We start from the raw sequence: 16797 nt of genomic DNA on the forward strand, positions 1-16797 counted from the left end.
AACGAAAAAGGCGAACCATTTCTGGTTCGCCTTTCTAATCAAAGCTCTAAATTTTTGAAAAAATTAATCTTCATAACTAGAAACAGGAGGACAACTACAAATTAAATTACGATCCCCATATACATCATCAATACGGTTAACTGTTGGCCAAAATTTATTCGCTGCTGCCGCAGGCACTGGGAATACGGCTTCTTGAATGGTGTAACCACGATCCCAAGGTGCTGTAATATCTGCTAGTGTATGTGGCGCATTGTGCAGTGGGTTGTCTTCGCTTGTCCACTCGCCTGACTCAACTTTACGTACTTCATCACGAATTGACACCATGGCTTCAATGAAACGGTCAAGTTCTACTTTTGACTCTGATTCTGTTGGCTCAATCATGAACGTGCCCGCTACGGGGAACGACATGGTTGGAGCATGGAAACCGTAATCGTTCAAACGTTTAGCAATATCAACTTCTGTAATGCCTGATGACGCTTTAAGTGGACGCAAATCAACAATACATTCGTGTGCTACACGGCCATTTTTATCAGAGTATAAAATTGGGTAGTGTTGGCTAAGTTTTGTCGCTAAGTAGTTAGCGTTAGTTATCGCGTATTTAGTTGCGTCTGTAACACCTTTTTTACCAAGTAAGGCAACGTATAGGTATGAGATACATAATATACCGGCACTGCCGTATGGTGCTGCTGATACTGCGCCATTACCTTTGGTGCTTTCGCTGACGTTGATCAATGCATGGTCAGGTAAGAAAGGTGCTAAATGCGCTTTAACGCCGATAGGACCCATACCCGGACCGCCACCACCGTGTGGAATAGCGAAAGTTTTGTGTAAGTTTAAGTGTGAAACATCAGCGCCAATTAAGCCTGGTGATGTAACACCTACTTGAGCGTTCATGTTTGCGCCATCAAGATAAACTTGGCCACCATTCTTATGCACTATGTTACAAATTTCAGCAATGGTCGTTTCATATACACCGTGCGTAGACGGGTATGTGATCATGATACAAGATAGGTTGTCGGCTAACTCTTCTGCTTTCGCTTTTAAGTCTGCCATGTCAACGTTACCTGATTTATCACAAGCCACTACAACCACTTTCATACCCACCATCATGGCAGATGCTGGGTTAGTACCGTGCGCAGATGATGGAATTAAACAAATGTTACGATGCGCATCGCCGCGGCTTTCGTGATATTTGTGAATCGCGATAAGGCCAGCGTACTCGCCTTGTGCGCCTGAGTTAGGTTGCATTGAAATGTTGTCGTAACCGGTAAGTTCTACTAACCAATCACCCAACTCGTCAATCATTTGCTTGTAACCTTGTGCTTGGTCAACAGGGGCAAATGGATGCATGTTGGCAAATTCAGGCCATGATACTGGGATCATTTGTGCTGTAGCATTCAGTTTCATGGTACATGAGCCCAATGAAATCATTGAATGGTTAAGCGCTAAATCTTTGTTTTCTAACTTTTTGATGTAACGTAGCATCTCAGTTTCACTGTGATACGAGTTAAATACTGGGTGCGTTAAAATCGCAGACTCACGTTGTAACGATGCAGGGATTGATGAATGACCACAGTCAGTAATTTGTTGGTCAAGTGCGGCTACTTCTAAGCCGTGCCCTGCGCCTAATAAAATATCAAACAAAGTCGCTACGTTTTCGCGTGTCGTAGTTTCATCTAACGAAATGCTGATTTGACCTTCAACGTCAGTGCGGAAGTTAACGCCAGCCGCTAGTGCACGTGTAACGATTTCATCTTTATTACTGACGTTAAACGTTAAGGTGTCAAAGTAGTTAGCGTGAATTGCCGTTAAACCTTTAGACGCTGCACCTAAACATAAAATATCAGCAAAACGGTGAATACGCTGAGCAATAATTTTTAAGCCTTTAGGACCATGATAAACCGCGTAAAATGCGGCCATGTTGGCTAATAACACTTGTGCAGTACAAATGTTTGAGTTGGCTTTTTCGCGGCGAATGTGTTGCTCGCGCGTTTGCATGGCCATACGTAATGCTGGGTTATTGCGTGTGTCTTTTGATACACCAATAATACGGCCCGGTAATGAACGTTTGAATTTTTCAGAGGTAGTAAAGAATGCGGCGTGTGGTCCGCCGTAGCCCATTGGCACACCAAAACGTTGGGTTGAACCGATAACCGCATCTGCACCTAATTCGCCTGGCGCTTTTAATAGCACTAAGCTCATGATGTCGGCAGCAACAGCAACAATACCTTTTTTCTCATGCACTTTAGCAATTAGGTCGCTAATGTCAGTAATTTCACCGGTGGCACTTGGGTATTGTAATAACGCGCCAAATACGTCGTGATCAACCACTTCGTTCGCCGGAGCTACAACGATGTCGAAATCAAACATTTCGGCACGTTGCTTAACTAAGTCGATAGTTTGTGGGTAAACGTCGCTTGAGATAAAGAACAAGTTTGATTTCTTGTTTTTTGACACACGCTTAGCTAATGCCATGGCTTCAGCTGCTGCTGTGCCTTCATCAAGTAATGACGCCGACGCTAGGTCTAAACCTGTTAGGTCGATACACATTTGTTGGAAGTTTAATAAAGACTCTAAACGACCTTGAGCAATTTCTGGTTGGTAAGGCGTGTATGCCGTGTACCAGCCTGGATTTTCTAACACGTTACGCAAAATAACGTTCGGTGTAAGTGTGCCGTAGTAACCTAAACCAATATATGTCTCGTTTACTTTGTTCAAGCTTGCCACTTTCTTTAAGTCGGCTAAGGCTTGTACTTCAGTTTTGCTTTCTTCGATAGCCGGTAAATCAGCTAAACGAATATCACTTGGTACGATTTGGTCGATAAGCGCGTCAATAGATTCAGCACCAATATCGTTGAGCATAGCTTGCGTTTGCTCGGCATTAGGACCAATGTGGCGGCTAATAAAATTTTGTCTTTGCTCTAATTCAGCTAAAGATAACGAGTCATTATTTTGAGTAGACATAAAACAGCTTCACTATAAAGTTGATAGTATTTAAAAAATAAAGCCTCGGATTCTTGCAATAAGAAAGAGGCTTCAAAATGCTTTAGCTAAGTCAATCGATTTTAGGCACAGGTTAATGGTTCCAGACTTAACCTAAGTACCTACATCCATGTAGGCAAAGCCGTCAAGTTGCGAGCCGTTGGAGCTTACTGTAGTAAGTGACAAGGCGAGCAACGCCGACAATGCAGACTAAAGTTGATTGACGACGCTAAAGTTAGTCTTCGTCGATCGAGTTTGCGTAACCTTCAGCATCTAGCAAGTTCTCTAACTCACCTTCGTCTTCAATTTTTAACTTGAATAACCAACCGTCACCAAACGCGTCTGAGTTAACTAACTCTGGTGAATCTTCAAGGTCTTCATTCACTTCAATGACTTCACCTGTTACCGGTGCGTAAATGTCTGATGCTGCTTTTACAGATTCTGCTACGGCAACGTCGTCACCTGTACTTACTGTATCGCCAACTTCAGGTAATTCAACAAATACCATGTCACCTAAAAGGCCTTGTGCGTGTTCTGTAATACCGACAGTAACTACACCGTTGCCTTCGTTACGTACCCATTCGTGTGATGTTGCATATTTTAATTCTGAAGGAATGTTGCTCATTGTTTGGTTCCTAGTCTGTATTTTTAAATTTTGTTTAAATTTTTGTTTAAATGACCATAGTATGAAGCTGCTTGCGCTATTCAATCATACTATAGCTTAAATTTTTTGCATTTTTAATAAGGTTTTATCACTATCTAATGAAAGTTAGCGTAGACCTTATGGGTTTAAAAAACTTTTTTGCCGTTACGCACAAAGCTCGGCTTAATGACTTGCACTTTCACTAGCTTTTTACGCATTTCAACTTCTACTGTACTACCTAGAGCAACGCTACGTGGAACACGCGCCATAGCGATACTGTGGCCTAATGTTGGAGAAAAAGTACCCGAGGTAATAATACCTTCGCCGGATTCAGTAAGTACTTTAAGACCCGAACGTAATACGCCTTTTTCTTCAAGTACTAAGCCGACTAATTTAAGTTGGTCGCCAGCAGCACGTTGCGCGGCTAATGCTTCTCGGCCGATAAAGATACGATCTTCTGGTTCCCAGCTAATGGTCCAAGCCATGTTAGCGGCTAATGGCGACACACTTTCGTCCATGTCTAAACCATAAAGGTTCATACCAGCTTCTAAACGTAAGGTATCGCGCGCACCTAAACCACAAGGTTTAACACCTGCGTCTAGCAATTGTTGCCAAAGGTCAGCCGCTTGCTCAGCAGGTAAGGCGATTTCATAACCGTCTTCGCCTGTGTAGCCAGTTGTAGCAATAAATAAATCGCCCGCTTGTGCTGAGAAAAATGGCTTCATACCATCAACAGCCGCTATTTGCTCTGTAGTAAGTAATGTGGCTACTTTAGCTTTAGCTTGTGGACCTTGTACGGCGATCATGGCAAATTCTGGACGTTCAGTAACGATGACGTCAAAACCTACAGATTGTTCGTTGATCCACGTTAAGTCTTTTTCGCGTGTAGCTGAGTTAACCACTAAGCGATAATCTGTATTGCTGAAGAAGTAAATGATCAAATCATCAATAACACCGCCTTCAACGTTACACATACCGGTATAAAGTGCTTTACCAACCACATCAAGCTTAGCAACGTCGTTAATCACTAAACGACGTAAAAATGCTTGTGCATCAGCGCCTTTAACATCAACAATAGTCATGTGTGAAACGTCGAACATACCAGCGTCTGTACGCACGGCATGATGCTCTTCAATTTGAGAGCCATAGTTGATCGGCATTTCCCAACCGTAAAAATCAACCATTTTGGCGCCAGCTTCTATGTGCTTAGCATGTAATACTGTTTTATTTGTCATCGTACGTTTCACTCACGTTAGTTGTTTTATCTAAGTTTTTTTAGCGGCTTAAATATACCTAAACCTAGGATAAAGACGGAAGATTTACAAAAAGTGCCGAGGATTATAGCTCTGAGTAACTGTTGATTCAACAGATAAGAATGCATATTTGAAATTTAAAACCGACTAAAGTAAGTATTTAAAATTATATTTTTAAAAGTATGCATTTAAAAAATATAATTCCTTGTGAGTATGAAATACAAGCCTGTGGCAAACTTAAATTTTATATCCGCGAAAAGAATAAAAACAACTATTTTCCCAACGAACAAATTTGTACTTGGCAAGATGAGAAAATAGCGTTTTTCTTGACTTAATGGTCAATAAAAATGAGGTGTTTTAGATGAAACTATGACTGATTATTATGCTGCGATAAATTTTGTGGTACTTGTTGTGCCCGTGCTTTGGCTAATTTGGGTAAATTGCCTTTAAAACCTAACGCTTGATTTATCATTATCGCTTTCGCTGGTTTAAAGTTATTGAGCAACGACATGCCTAAACCACGCAGTAATTTAATCGCGCTTTGCTGTGGTGTAAAGGCTTGTTTAATGGCTTCCATCGCGGCGATCATTTCTGCCGCTTCACTTTTACGCCAGCGGGCAAATTGTTGTAATGATTTATCGCTATACCAAGCATTATCATCCATACCACTCGCTTGTGCTTTATTAAGTTGCTCAGTGATGGTTTGTGATAAAGCCGCGGCGTCAAGTAATCCTAAGTTAACGCCCTGCCCAGCTAATGGGTGAATAGTATGTGCGGCATCGCCTACTAACACCATGCGACCTTTAGTAAACGCTTGGGCGAAACGCATGGTTAACGGATAGGTAAATCGTTCGCTGACTAATGTTACTTGTCCAAGTTTACCATCGCTAGCCGCGGTAATTTCTTTGCCAAACGCTTCTGCTGACAAAGCAGTTAACCGCGTAGCTTCTTCAGGGCTAGTTGACCAAACAATTGAGCATAAATTATTTTGATATAAGGGCAGTAACGCCAACGGACCAGTGTCTAAAAATACTTGCCAAGCGGTATTTTGATGACCTTGCTGACACTTAACCGTGGCAACAATGCCATGATGATCATAATCTCGAAACGTTAACGGCACATTCATTTGCTTGCGCACCCAAGAATTGGCACCGTCTGCGCCAACCACTAACTTTGCTACTATCGGCATAGGTTGGCTGTTGCAGTTGGCTTCAAAGGTGGCAAATACTTCGTTTTCGCTCGGGTTTAGTTGTTGGAGTTTATGCTCGGTAAAAAACTCGATACCACTGTCTTGCGCTGCTTTATACCACAAAGCATTTCGTATAACATTATTTTCAATGATAAAACCTAATTGCTCAGGCCCTTCGCCTACTGTTGAATGGCTTACATCTTTTAAAGCAAAATCAAGTTGTCCGTAACCGGCTTTATCCCAAATATGCATATCGTGATAAGGTTGTGCGCGTTGGGCAATAATGTCTTGCCAAACATTAAGGTTGGTAAACATTTGCTGACTGGCAGCATTAATGGCGCTAACACGAACTTCAGGCTCATCGCTAATCTCGCCAACAGGTGCGTTATCAACAATAGCGACACTAAGCTCGCTTGCTTGGCGAATAGCCAGTGCCAATGTTAGGCCAACCATGCCGCCGCCGACAATTAACAGATCAAATTTTTGCATTGTTTGTCACATTCATGATTTTAACATTCACTTTTAGCATTTATTTTTTGCATTTACTTTTTGCATTCATTTTTTAATAGCCCATCGTTTTCTTAACTAGGGCGTTTTTCAGCGTTGGAAAATAGTTTAATACTTTTAAACCAATATTTCGCCCTGCTACTAACGGCGGTAACTGATTCGAAAACAAAGTCACTAAAGAGTCGGTTAAGCTGATCACTTGCTTTTGGTCTTGCTGACGCGCCTTGCCATATTGCATTAAACTCGCAAAAGCGCCGATGTCTTGATGCCCAGCTAAAGCTTTTTTGATGACCTCAGTCATCTCGCTAACATCACGTAGCCCTAAATTAAAGCCTTGTCCGGCAATCGGGTGAATAGTATGTGAAGCATTTCCAATTAGCGCCATACGATGATAAACCTGCTCGCTCGCTTGTACTAATTTAAGTGGATAAATAACCCGTTTACCGACTTGGGTAATATTGCCTAGCCAATGACCGAACGCTTTCTCTAACTGCTGAGCAAATTCTTTATCCGACAGGTTTAGCATTTTTTCAGCTAACTCTGGTGTTAACGTCCACACTAATGAGCAACGCCCTGCACTGTTTTGCTTTGCTGCATTGGAACTAGCACTAACGTTTGGGGCCGCTGACAAAGGCAACATGGCGATGGGGCCTGTTTCGGTAAAGCGTTCGTAAGCAATATTTTTATGATGAGTAGAAGTTGCCACATTGGCAATTAGCGCAGATTGTTGATAGTCACGACTGGTGGTGGCAATGTTGGCAAATTGTCGACAAGGTGATTTAGCGCCATCACAGGCTAGCAATAACGCAGCAGATAATTTTAAACCTGAGTTTAATTCAACATTAACTTGCTCAGCTTGCCACTTTACATCGCTAATACTGTCAGGGGTAAACCAAGTCACATTACTTTTGTTGGCTAGCGCTTTTAAAAACGCAGCGCCAATACTCGACATTTCGGCAACATAACCGAGGGCATCAACTTGGTGATGCTGAGCATAAAGCCGTGCTTTGCCATAATAACCACGATCTGAAATATGAATATTTTTAATAGGCTCTGCGTGGCTTTGTAAATATTGCCATGCGCCGATACTTGCTAAATAATTAGCGCTGCCATGTGATAAGGCTAAAACACGATCATCAAAACTCGCAGCCGACTCAGATAATATGGGGTTAGCTTCAATAATAGCTATTTTCAGGGGTTTTTGATTATGATCACGCAGTGCAGATAGGCTCAGCGCCATTAGGCTACCCGATAATCCGCCACCCGAAATGATCACATCAAAGTGCTTGGCGGAAGTAGGCGTATTATTTGAGCTAGCTGCACTCTTTTCCATCGTTAACCTTTAGTGTGAGTTTACTGAGTTTAAGTTTACTGAGTTTGAGTTTACTGCGACATTAACGCTTCAATATCAGCGATAGTTTTCGGCGCATTAACCGTTAAGTTTTCAAAACCGGATGCAGTGACCAATATATTGTCTTCGATACGCACGCCAATACCACGCCATTTTTCATCAACAGTTTTATCAGTGCTCGGAATATAAATGCCAGGTTCAATAGTCATGACCATACCGGCGACAAATGGACGTAATTGCTCGCGCTGTGGGCTAGCATGGTAATCGCCAACATCATGCACATCAAGACCTAACCAGTGCCCTAAACCATGAATAAAATACTTTTTACAGGCGCGTTGGGCTAACAATACGTTTACGTTACCCTTTAAAATGCCTAAATCATATAAACCCTGGGTGAGAAACTGACAAACTATACGGTTTAATTCAGCAAGCGTTTGGCCTGGCTTAATAGCGTTAATTGCGAGGTTTTGGCTGTCTAACACTAATTGATAAATAGTGCTTTGTTCTGTATTAAATTTGCCATTCACCGGAAATGTACGGGTAATATCAGCGGCATAACCCGCTAATTCGCCACCGGCATCAATCAATAATAAGTCGCCGTTATTGAGCACTTCGTCATTGTCGGTGTAATGTAAAATATTGGCATTGTCGCCACCAGCAACAATTGAACTGTATGCAGGGTGACGTGCGCCATTAGTCGCAAATTCGTGCAGTAATTCTGCTTCTATTTGATATTCAAATTTACCCGCTTGAGTTTGTTGCATGGCGCGTTGATGTGCAGCGCCACTAATGACATTAACTTGGCGCATAATGTCGAGCTCGGCATTTGATTTATGTAACCGCATTTCATCGAGTAAGCCACTGCAATCAATCAAGGTGGTTGGTGCTTTAACACCCGTGCGAGCCGCTTTTCTAATTTCAGCTAACCAGGCCAGTACTTGTTGCTGAAATTTATTTTGCTCATGCTGACAAATTAATACCGCCGACTTACCGATAAACAGCGGCAATAATTGCTCATCAACTTCGTCTAAAGTAAAGCAGCTGTCAAACTTGTACGTTTCAATAGCTTGTACTTGACCAACGCGTCGTCCATGCCAAATTTCTTGTAGACGGTCTTTTTCACGGGAAAACAAAATACTTTGCGCTGAATCGTCACCTTTAATTAATACCAAAACTGCATCAGGTTCGTTAAAGCCAGTAAGATAATAAAAGTGCTTACTTTGGCAAAACGGATATTCGGTATCATTACTGCGCGTGACTTCTTTGCCGGCAGCAATTAGCGCAAGGCTGTTGGCTGGCATTTGGGCAATAAAATCGTTTCTTCGCTGAAGAAACTCAGCAACGGGCAACAAGGTATTTTTGATCATGTTTATCAGTTTACTTTTTATAGCTAAATTTTTATCACTAAATTTTTATCACTAAAGTGCTTTTATCGCAAAGCACTTTAGTCGAAAAATCTAGTGCAAAGTTTCTGTTTTATCCTGTTGCGCTGGTGGCGCGCCTAATTCGGTAAAACAAAGTAAAGCGGAGATCCTAACATATTCAGCAATTTCAAAATAAGCTTGCTCGGTAGCTTCATTTTCTTCCATTTCGTCAGACAAGTTAGCAATTTCACCAAAATCTACCAGCACTTCTTTAACATCTTCAGACAAAGCCGCATTTTTTGTTTGTTGTAAGCCAAAGCCTAAGTTAAAGCCTTGTACCCATTTACCGAGTGCATGTCCACGTTCAATAATTGAGTCGTCGTCATCTGGCAGCATTAATTGGAAACCATATGAGTCATCAAGAATTTTCTGCCAAATTTCACTGTACATGTTTTTTACTAAGCTTTTAATTGCTGTTGGTAATCCTTCAGCATTATTTAGCATGTCGTTAACCATAGCGATATAGTCGCTACTTTCGAACTCAAAGCCAGCAGAAATCAAACCGGTAAGCACACCATGAATTTCAGCGGCATGTGCTTCAATACCTTCACTGGTTAAAATCGCTTGTACGGAGGAAAAATCTAAAGAGGTGCTATCAGCCATAAAATATAAATTCAATCGGGGTATATTGCTAGCTATCTTAACATTGGCATAGCCTTGATTCCAGAAAAAACCATAGAGATCACTTGCATAGTGTAACACTCATCGTTATAGTTCCCCTTTATGGCGCACTAAGTTTTGTTATCACTATTTTTCTTGGTATTACAAGCTAGTAGCGTAATATTTTGAGCTAACGGCTCATTAAACTAATATGATGCATTGAGAATAACAACGCAATGAGCCAACACACAGTCACTATAAATGTTGCCAACAAACGACTAAAAGTCGCTTGTCCTGCTGGCCATGAGTCTGCGTTGTTGCAAGCGGCGAATGAAATAAACCAGCGTTTAGAGCAAGACGCTAAGAAATCTCAATCAGTAAAATCCCCCGAACAAGCCTTAGTAATGATGTCATTAAACCTTGCCCATGATTTAATTCAAACACGTAATGATTTAGAGCAAGAACGTGAAAAAATGCAAAGCAAAATAGAATTGCTACAAGCGACTATTGAACAAGCCGTAAACCGCCCTAAAACTGCCTAGTTAGCTGCTTCAGTATTTTATAGCTTTTAAATAAAGCCTTTTCGTTCAAAGAAACTTCAATTTGTTCAAGCATTAAGCAATCAGGTCTTACAAGTGATAAAAGACTTAATTAGACAGCTAATTTTCGCTATAATGGTTTCGACTTCTGGGGTGTTTGTATGCGAACTATGTCCCTGAGCCGATAAGTTTTACCTAAGGATGTTGATTATTAGCTATTGTGCAAGCCCGGCTCGTATCGGGAAGCCTACGGTTAGAATGATACGTCCGCCCTGAACACCCGGTGTTCAGGACAAATGTGAGCTGCGGCACCTTGGAAGTCACCTTTCTTATCCCTCTCTGTTTCATCCTGTTATTCTTCTAAAGTATTCATCGTTAGCGCTTTCATTATGTATTAGTTTATTTAGCTTAATTTGATCGTGACTCGCGAAAAATAAATTTATTCACAGGAAGAAAAGCAGGAGGAGTAAATGAGGAAGCGACCAACAACTTTACACCTATTTATGCAAGGCGCAGTTGCTTGAACGTGGTAGCTATAAGTCTTTAGTTCACAACTCATTCCCTTCTTATTGTTTTCTCCCTGTAAAAATAAAGAGTCACAGTAAAAGATACGGTATATTAAGTAAAAGCTCAGAATAAGCGCTCACTGTCGAGTTTAGGCAGTTAATATCATTACCAAAATATCTATAGATCTGATTTGCCTGTTGATAATATACTTAGTACAACTAACTTCGCCATGAATTAAGTCGCATCAATTTAATGCCAAACCAAAAAAATACCAATATAACCGCAGCAAATTCAGCTACAGAAAATAAACTGCAAGCAACTAACAGTGATCCTATTGGTATATTCGACTCCGGCGTTGGCGGCTTATCTATCGCGCAATGCATAAATCAGCACTTACCCAATGAAAACTTACTCTATGTTGCCGATACTTTACATGCCCCTTATGGCGACAAGTCGGCTGAGTTTATTCAACAACGCGTTAATGAAATAGCTCAGTGGTTTATTGAACGCAAGGCCAAAGCAATTGTTGTTGCCTGTAATACCGCCACCGTAAATGCGATTGATCAACTCCGTAAAAATATTTTAATTCCTGTTATTGGTGTAGAACCCGCGATAAAGCCAGCAGTAAACTTAAGTAAAAATAAAAAAGTGGCGATATTAGTCACTAAAGCAACAGCTCACAATCCGCGTTTTTTAGGCTTAGTTGCGCAATATAGTCGTAACAGCGAGGTCATTGTTCAGCCCTGCCCTGGCTTAGTGGAGCTGATAGAACAAGATAAGAAAAACTCGTCTGAGTGCAAATTAATGCTAACCGGATATTTGCAACCTTTGCTGGCAAAAGGCGTAGATACTATCGTGTTAGGTTGTACACATTACCCGTTAGTAAAAAACTTGATTAACGAAATTTGTGGCAACAATGTCGTGATTATGGAGACGGCATTGCCGGTTACCGAGCAATTACAGCGACAGTTAGCACTTTATCAACTTATTAATACCAGTAATAACTTAGGCACAACTACCTTTTATAGTTCTAAGTGCTGCGAAACTCAGCAAGCACTCTTTAATCACATTTGGCAACGCCCGTTGCAATTAAATAGTTATCCTTAATCCTAAAAGTACGCTCACGTCAGTCTTTCCTGCTTATCTCCACAGTTCCAAAACATTAACTGGCAAATAACTGTTACATATATTCTTCAAATAAACAGACCAATTAAAGACGTTTAGCCATCTAGGCGTAAATAACTCTAGGAATAAGTTAGCTAAACAGTTAGAATATCGCCATTAAAGACTAATACTAATTATGCGGTTATCGCTCGGTGGCTTATAAATGAGTCCAATTGGTATAAGATTGTTTTTCAGTTAATTTTTACAGAGGGTTTATGTCTACACACCTTTTTACTTCTGAGTCAGTGTCAGAAGGACATCCAGATAAAATAGCCGATCAAATTTCTGATGCGGTTTTAGATGCTATTATTGCCAAAGATAAACATGCACGAGTTGCCTGCGAAACTATGGTAAAAACGGGTGTTGCGATTATTTCTGGTGAAGTTTCAACAACAGCCTGGGTAGATTTAGAAAGAATTACCCGTGATGTTATTTCAGAAATTGGTTACACATCTTCTGATGTTGGCTTCGATGGTGAAACCTGCGGCATTATGAACTTAATTGGCCAACAGTCACCAGAAATTGCTCAAGGTGTTGATCGCGTTAAGCCTGAAGACCAAGGGGCTGGTGACCAAGGTTTAATGTTTGGTTATGCTACCAATGAAACCGAAACTTTAATGCCTGCGCCTTTATACTATTCGCACCGTTTAGTTGAGCGTCAAGCTGAAGCACGCAAATCAGGTATTTTACCTTGGTTGCGTCCTGATGCAAAAAGCCAAGTTACCTTTATTTATGAAGATAACAAGCCTGTTGCTATTGATACAGTTGTATTGTCTACACAGCACAACCCTGATATCAAACAAGAAGATTTACATGAAGCGGTAATGGAAAACATTATTAAGCATGTGTTACCTGCCGAGTTGTTAACGAAAGACACTAAATACCATATCAACCCTACTGGTCGTTTTGTTATTGGTGGCCCGGTTGGTGATTGTGGTTTAACAGGTCGTAAGATTATTGTTGATACTTATGGCGGCATGGCACGTCATGGTGGTGGTGCTTTCTCTGGTAAAGATCCATCAAAAGTTGATCGCAGCGCGGCTTATGCTGGCCGTTATGTGGCTAAAAACATTGTTGCAGCGGGCTTAGCTGATCGTTGTGAAATTCAAATATCATACGCAATTGGTGTTGCTGAACCGACTTCAATTTCAATTGATAGTTTTGGAACGGGTAAAGTGTCTGAAGCGCGTTTAGTTGAAATTGTACGTGAACACTTTGACTTACGCCCATACGGTATAACTAAAATGTTAGACCTGCTACACCCTATGTATAAGCAAACAGCGGCTTATGGTCACTTTGGTCGCGAACCATTTGAGATGACGGTTGGCGATGATACCTTCACAGCATTTAGCTGGGAAAAAACAGATAAAGCTGAAGCGTTACGTTTATCTGCTGGTATTTAATTTACAATGCTTGTTTAACAAAACCGCTCTTTGAGCGGTTTTTTGTTAATTAGCTATCGCTAAAATAAATAAAGTCGATTATTTTCCTGCCTATTAATTGAATTTAGTATTCAATGCCCTTATCTACTGGCTATGTTATAAATTGCAGCCAGTGACAAATCTTGCAAAAATACATTCGCCTTTCAGCAATAATAGCCTTAGCGTTAATAGTTAATGTAAACTCAACAAATTAAAAATAAATAGCAGATATGGATAACCTTTATGCGTAACCCTCGTATTTACCAAGCACAAACCTTTGAAGTGGGTCAGACCCAAGCATTAAACGAAGATGCTTTTGGCCATATTGTGCGAGTATTACGTCTTAAAAACGGTGACGACATTACGTTGTTTAATGGCGTAGCAGAACAGGCAGGATACTTTGAGTACCAAGCCAAACTTGCTAACGTGGGTAAAAAAAGTGCTGATGTAGAGGTTATCGCTAAAAAGCTAATTGAAAACGAGTCGCCACTGAATATACATTTAGCCCAAGGTATTTCACGGGGTGATCGCATGGATTTTACCTTGCAAAAGTCAGTAGAATTAGGCGTTAATACTATTACGCCAATTTTCACCGAGCGCTGTGGTGTAAAGCTTAGCGGCGAACGCTTAGAGAAAAAACACCAGCAATGGCAAAAAATAGTGATAAGTGCCTGTGAACAAAGTGGCCGTTGCGCGGTCCCTATAGTAGCAACACCGATTTATTTAGACGATTGGTTACAGCAAGACAGTAAAGCCTTAAAACTGAACTTACACCCCAAAGCCGAGCATTCGATTATGAGTTTGCCGATAGAAAATCAACGAGTGCGGTTATTAATTGGCCCAGAAGGCGGCTTAAGTGATGATGAAATTGCCAGTGCTAACACAGCTGGATTTCACGATGTATTGCTTGGGCCTAGAGTACTGAGAACAGAAACAGCAGCCCTAACGGCAATTACGGCATTACAATGTCGTTACGGTGATTTAAATTAACGTAGCGTTAAGTTAGATACAGCGCATAATGATTAACAGAATTAAACGACTCGCTGCAGTAAGACTGTGTAATACCAATTTGATTAATTAAGTGATCTACTTTTTCATGAGGAAAAATGAGCAGCTAATTAATCAACTTGGTATAAAGCATTTATGATAAATAACTTTTAGGAAAAAATATGAGCATAAAAATTGGCGTTGTTATGGACCCTATTTCCGAAGTCAAAGTAAAAAAAGACTCTTCAATGGCCATGATGCTTGAAGCGCAAGCGCGCGGATATGAAATTTATTACATGGAGATGCAAGATCTCTACTTAGAACAAGGCGTTTGTCGCGCAACAGCGGCAAAAGTAAAAGTATTTGACGATACTGAACATTGGTATGAGTTAGAGGAACGCGAAGACATTAATGTCGCTGATTTAGACGCGGTATTAATGCGTAAAGATCCGCCGTTTGATACTGAATTTATTTATGCTACTTACATGTTAGAACGTGCTGAAGTTGCCGGTACACTCATTGTTAATAAGCCACAAAGCTTACGTGATTGTAACGAAAAACTATTTACTGCTTGGTTCCCAGAGCTGACACCTAAAACATTGGTAACACGAAATAATCAAAAGATCAGAGAATTTCATAAAGAAAATAAAGATATTATCATCAAGCCTTTAGATGGTATGGGTGGCTCATCAATTTTCAGAATTGGTGAAAATGATCCTAATGTTGGCGTAATTCTCGAAACTTTAACGGCACATTCAACACAATATGCTATGGTTCAAGAGTACCTACCAGAAATTGTTGACGGTGATAAACGTATATTAATCGTTAACGGTGAACCAATGCCTTATTGTTTAGCGCGTATTCCTGCACAAGGTGAAACTCGCGGTAATTTGGCCGCAGGTGGTCGCGGTGTAGCACGTCCTCTTAGTGCTAGCGATAAACTTATTGCAGAAACTATTGCTCCAGAATTGAAAAAACGCGGTTTATTTTTTGTTGGTTTAGATGTTATTGGCGACAAAGTCACTGAAATCAATGTCACTAGCCCAACGTGTATTCGCGAAATTGAAGCAGCATACCCAATAAATATTAGCGGTAAATTAATGGATGCTATCGAGCAAAACATTAGAAAGCGCTAATTTAATCCTTTTAGTATTAGATGCTAAAGGCATGTTGCCTTTAGCGTATTTCTTCTTGATTATTAAGGTATATTTATGAATAGTTTTGAAAATCAACTTTTGATTGCTATGCCCAATTTAGACGACTCCTATTTCAATAAAACGGTAACTTATATTTGTGAGCATAATGCTGAAGGGGCGATGGGTTTGATCATAAACCTTCCTATCAATGTCACCCTGAATGAATTACTGACGCAAATTGATGAAGACAAAATTGATGCGCCAGAGTTAGACCAGCAAGTATTAACCGGTGGCCCTGTATCCCAAGATCGAGGTTTTGTGTTGCACAGCACTCAAACGGGATGGAATAGTTCTTTAGCTTTAACCGATGATGTAATGATCACCACCTCGAAAGATATTTTAATGGCGCTTGGCACAGAAGGGGCACCGGCAAAATTCATGGTCACACTTGGCTATGCTGGTTGGGGCCCTGGGCAGTTAGAAGAAGAAATAAAAGCTAACTCTTGGCTGTTAACGCCTGCTGATGGCGATATTATATTTGATACCCCCATTGAGCAACGCTGGAAAAAAGCCACTGAAAAACTGGGTATTGATATGGCGCATTTATCCAGTGAAGTTGGTCATGCATAATGGCAAGTAAAGCAGTAGTTGGAGAACGTACAATCCTCGGTTTTGATTTTGGTAAAAAGTATATTGGTGTAGCCGTTGGACAAGAATTAACTGGCTCAGCTTCGCCTTTAGGCTCAGTTAAAGCGCGTGATGGCATTCCTGATTGGGACGGCATGACAAAGTTTATCAAGGAGTGGCAACCAGACTTTATAGTGGTAGGTTTACCGCTAAATATGGATGGCAGTGAGCAGCAACTAACCCATGACGCTAAAAAGTTTGGTAACCGGGTGTCTGGCCGTTTTGGACTTAAAGTTGAGTTTCAAGATGAGCGGCTAACCACCGCCACCGCTAAAGAAGCCTTATTCGCTGAGGGTGGTTATCGCAATCTTAAAAAAGATAATATCGACGCAGCATCGGCAAAATTAATTATAGAAAGTTACTTTGAAAATCAATATTAATCCTAGCAAGCAAAATAAAACGACTCT

Annotated in this window: 14 protein-coding genes and 1 other RNA gene; 8 read left to right on the plus strand and 7 right to left on the minus strand. The window is 40.8% G+C overall.

The annotated features are described in order from the left end of the window. Positions 1-63 precede the first annotated feature (63 nt). From gcvP to A3Q33_RS02200, 7 genes are all read right to left on the minus strand, one after another. Positions 64-2964, minus strand: coding sequence for an aminomethyl-transferring glycine dehydrogenase (gcvP, locus tag A3Q33_RS02170; RefSeq protein ID WP_081178453.1), 2901 nt, complete (start codon positions 2962-2964; stop codon positions 64-66). A 253-nt stretch (positions 2965-3217) separates the two neighbouring features. After that, complete coding sequence (gcvH, locus tag A3Q33_RS02175) at positions 3218-3607, minus strand: glycine cleavage system protein GcvH (RefSeq protein WP_081149426.1); 390 nt, start codon at positions 3605-3607, stop codon at positions 3218-3220. 164 nt (positions 3608-3771) lie between these two features. Continuing rightward, a complete protein-coding gene (gcvT, locus tag A3Q33_RS02180; RefSeq protein ID WP_081178455.1) occupies positions 3772-4860 on the minus strand; it encodes a glycine cleavage system aminomethyltransferase GcvT in 1089 nt (362 codons plus the stop codon). A 385-nt stretch (positions 4861-5245) separates the two neighbouring features. Beyond that, positions 5246-6556, minus strand: coding sequence for a UbiH/UbiF/VisC/COQ6 family ubiquinone biosynthesis hydroxylase (locus A3Q33_RS02185; RefSeq protein WP_081178457.1), 1311 nt, complete (start codon positions 6554-6556; stop codon positions 5246-5248). A 73-nt stretch (positions 6557-6629) separates the two neighbouring features. Beyond that, positions 6630-7907 carry a 2-octaprenyl-6-methoxyphenyl hydroxylase gene (ubiH, locus tag A3Q33_RS02190; protein ID WP_081178459.1) on the minus strand — a complete coding sequence of 426 codons (1278 nt, stop codon included), beginning with the start codon at positions 7905-7907 and terminating at the stop codon, positions 6630-6632. A 50-nt stretch (positions 7908-7957) separates the two neighbouring features. Then, positions 7958-9292: a Xaa-Pro aminopeptidase gene (pepP, locus tag A3Q33_RS02195; RefSeq protein WP_081178462.1), complete on the minus strand. Its 1335-nt coding sequence runs from the start codon at positions 9290-9292 to the stop codon at positions 7958-7960. 90 nt (positions 9293-9382) lie between these two features. After that, a complete protein-coding gene (locus A3Q33_RS02200; protein ID WP_081178464.1) occupies positions 9383-9952 on the minus strand; it encodes a UPF0149 family protein in 570 nt (189 codons plus the stop codon). 233 nt (positions 9953-10185) lie between these two features. On the opposite strand from A3Q33_RS02200, the gene A3Q33_RS02205 reads away from it, so the two are divergent. The 8 genes from A3Q33_RS02205 (at position 10186) to ruvX (ending at position 16770) form a co-directional block, all read left to right on the plus strand. Continuing rightward, the gene (locus A3Q33_RS02205) at positions 10186-10491 is read left to right on the plus strand and encodes a cell division protein ZapA (protein ID WP_081178466.1); all 306 of its coding nucleotides are present in this window, start codon (positions 10186-10188) and stop codon (positions 10489-10491) included. 139 nt (positions 10492-10630) lie between these two features. Then, a non-coding RNA gene (gene ssrS / locus A3Q33_RS02210) (6S RNA) lies at positions 10631-10812 on the plus strand. A gap of 435 nt (positions 10813-11247) precedes the next feature. Continuing rightward, on the plus strand, positions 11248-12102 hold the full coding sequence (gene murI / locus A3Q33_RS02215) for a glutamate racemase (RefSeq protein WP_196798035.1): 855 nt from the start codon (positions 11248-11250) through the stop codon (positions 12100-12102). Positions 12103-12374: 272 nt separating this feature from the next. Further along, a complete protein-coding gene (gene metK / locus A3Q33_RS02220) occupies positions 12375-13562 on the plus strand; it encodes a methionine adenosyltransferase (RefSeq protein ID WP_081178468.1) in 1188 nt (395 codons plus the stop codon). Positions 13563-13823: 261 nt separating this feature from the next. Continuing rightward, positions 13824-14570, plus strand: a complete 747-nt coding sequence (gene rsmE / locus A3Q33_RS02225; protein ID WP_081178470.1) for a 16S rRNA (uracil(1498)-N(3))-methyltransferase — start codon at positions 13824-13826, stop codon at positions 14568-14570. Between the two features lie 179 nt (positions 14571-14749). Then, positions 14750-15703, plus strand: coding sequence for a glutathione synthase (gshB, locus tag A3Q33_RS02230; RefSeq protein ID WP_081178472.1), 954 nt, complete (start codon positions 14750-14752; stop codon positions 15701-15703). A gap of 75 nt (positions 15704-15778) precedes the next feature. Beyond that, positions 15779-16333 (plus strand): YqgE/AlgH family protein, encoded by a 555-nt coding sequence (locus tag A3Q33_RS02235; RefSeq protein WP_081178474.1) that lies wholly within the window; start codon positions 15779-15781, stop codon positions 16331-16333. Continuing rightward, positions 16333-16770 carry a Holliday junction resolvase RuvX gene (gene ruvX / locus A3Q33_RS02240; RefSeq protein WP_081149408.1) on the plus strand — a complete coding sequence of 146 codons (438 nt, stop codon included), beginning with the start codon at positions 16333-16335 and terminating at the stop codon, positions 16768-16770. The genes A3Q33_RS02235 and ruvX overlap by 1 nt, the downstream gene beginning before the upstream one ends. The last annotated feature ends 27 nt before the right edge of the window (positions 16771-16797 follow it).

It is taken from the genome of Colwellia sp. PAMC 21821 (assembly GCF_002077175.1).
GTDB lineage: Bacteria > Pseudomonadota > Gammaproteobacteria > Enterobacterales > Alteromonadaceae > Cognaticolwellia.

What these genes read in the sequence shown, in the direction of transcription:
- gcvP (WP_081178453.1), bottom strand. Translation starts at nt 2,964, where the DNA reads ATGTCTACTCAAAATAATGACTCGTTATCTTTAGCTGAATTAGAGCAA.
- gcvH (WP_081149426.1), bottom strand. Translation starts at nt 3,607, where the DNA reads ATGAGCAACATTCCTTCAGAATTAAAATATGCAACATCACACGAATGG.
- gcvT (WP_081178455.1), bottom strand. Translation starts at nt 4,860, where the DNA reads ATGACAAATAAAACAGTATTACATGCTAAGCACATAGAAGCTGGCGCC.
- A3Q33_RS02185 (WP_081178457.1), bottom strand. Translation starts at nt 6,556, where the DNA reads ATGCAAAAATTTGATCTGTTAATTGTCGGCGGCGGCATGGTTGGCCTA.
- ubiH (WP_081178459.1), bottom strand. Translation starts at nt 7,907, where the DNA reads ATGGAAAAGAGTGCAGCTAGCTCAAATAATACGCCTACTTCCGCCAAG.
- pepP (WP_081178462.1), bottom strand. Translation starts at nt 9,292, where the DNA reads ATGATCAAAAATACCTTGTTGCCCGTTGCTGAGTTTCTTCAGCGAAGA.
- A3Q33_RS02200 (WP_081178464.1), bottom strand. Translation starts at nt 9,952, where the DNA reads ATGGCTGATAGCACCTCTTTAGATTTTTCCTCCGTACAAGCGATTTTA.
- A3Q33_RS02205 (WP_081178466.1), top strand. Translation starts at nt 10,186, where the DNA reads ATGAGCCAACACACAGTCACTATAAATGTTGCCAACAAACGACTAAAA.
- murI (WP_196798035.1), top strand. Translation starts at nt 11,248, where the DNA reads ATGCCAAACCAAAAAAATACCAATATAACCGCAGCAAATTCAGCTACA.
- metK (WP_081178468.1), top strand. Translation starts at nt 12,375, where the DNA reads ATGTCTACACACCTTTTTACTTCTGAGTCAGTGTCAGAAGGACATCCA.
- rsmE (WP_081178470.1), top strand. Translation starts at nt 13,824, where the DNA reads ATGCGTAACCCTCGTATTTACCAAGCACAAACCTTTGAAGTGGGTCAG.
- gshB (WP_081178472.1), top strand. Translation starts at nt 14,750, where the DNA reads ATGAGCATAAAAATTGGCGTTGTTATGGACCCTATTTCCGAAGTCAAA.
- A3Q33_RS02235 (WP_081178474.1), top strand. Translation starts at nt 15,779, where the DNA reads ATGAATAGTTTTGAAAATCAACTTTTGATTGCTATGCCCAATTTAGAC.
- ruvX (WP_081149408.1), top strand. Translation starts at nt 16,333, where the DNA reads ATGGCAAGTAAAGCAGTAGTTGGAGAACGTACAATCCTCGGTTTTGAT.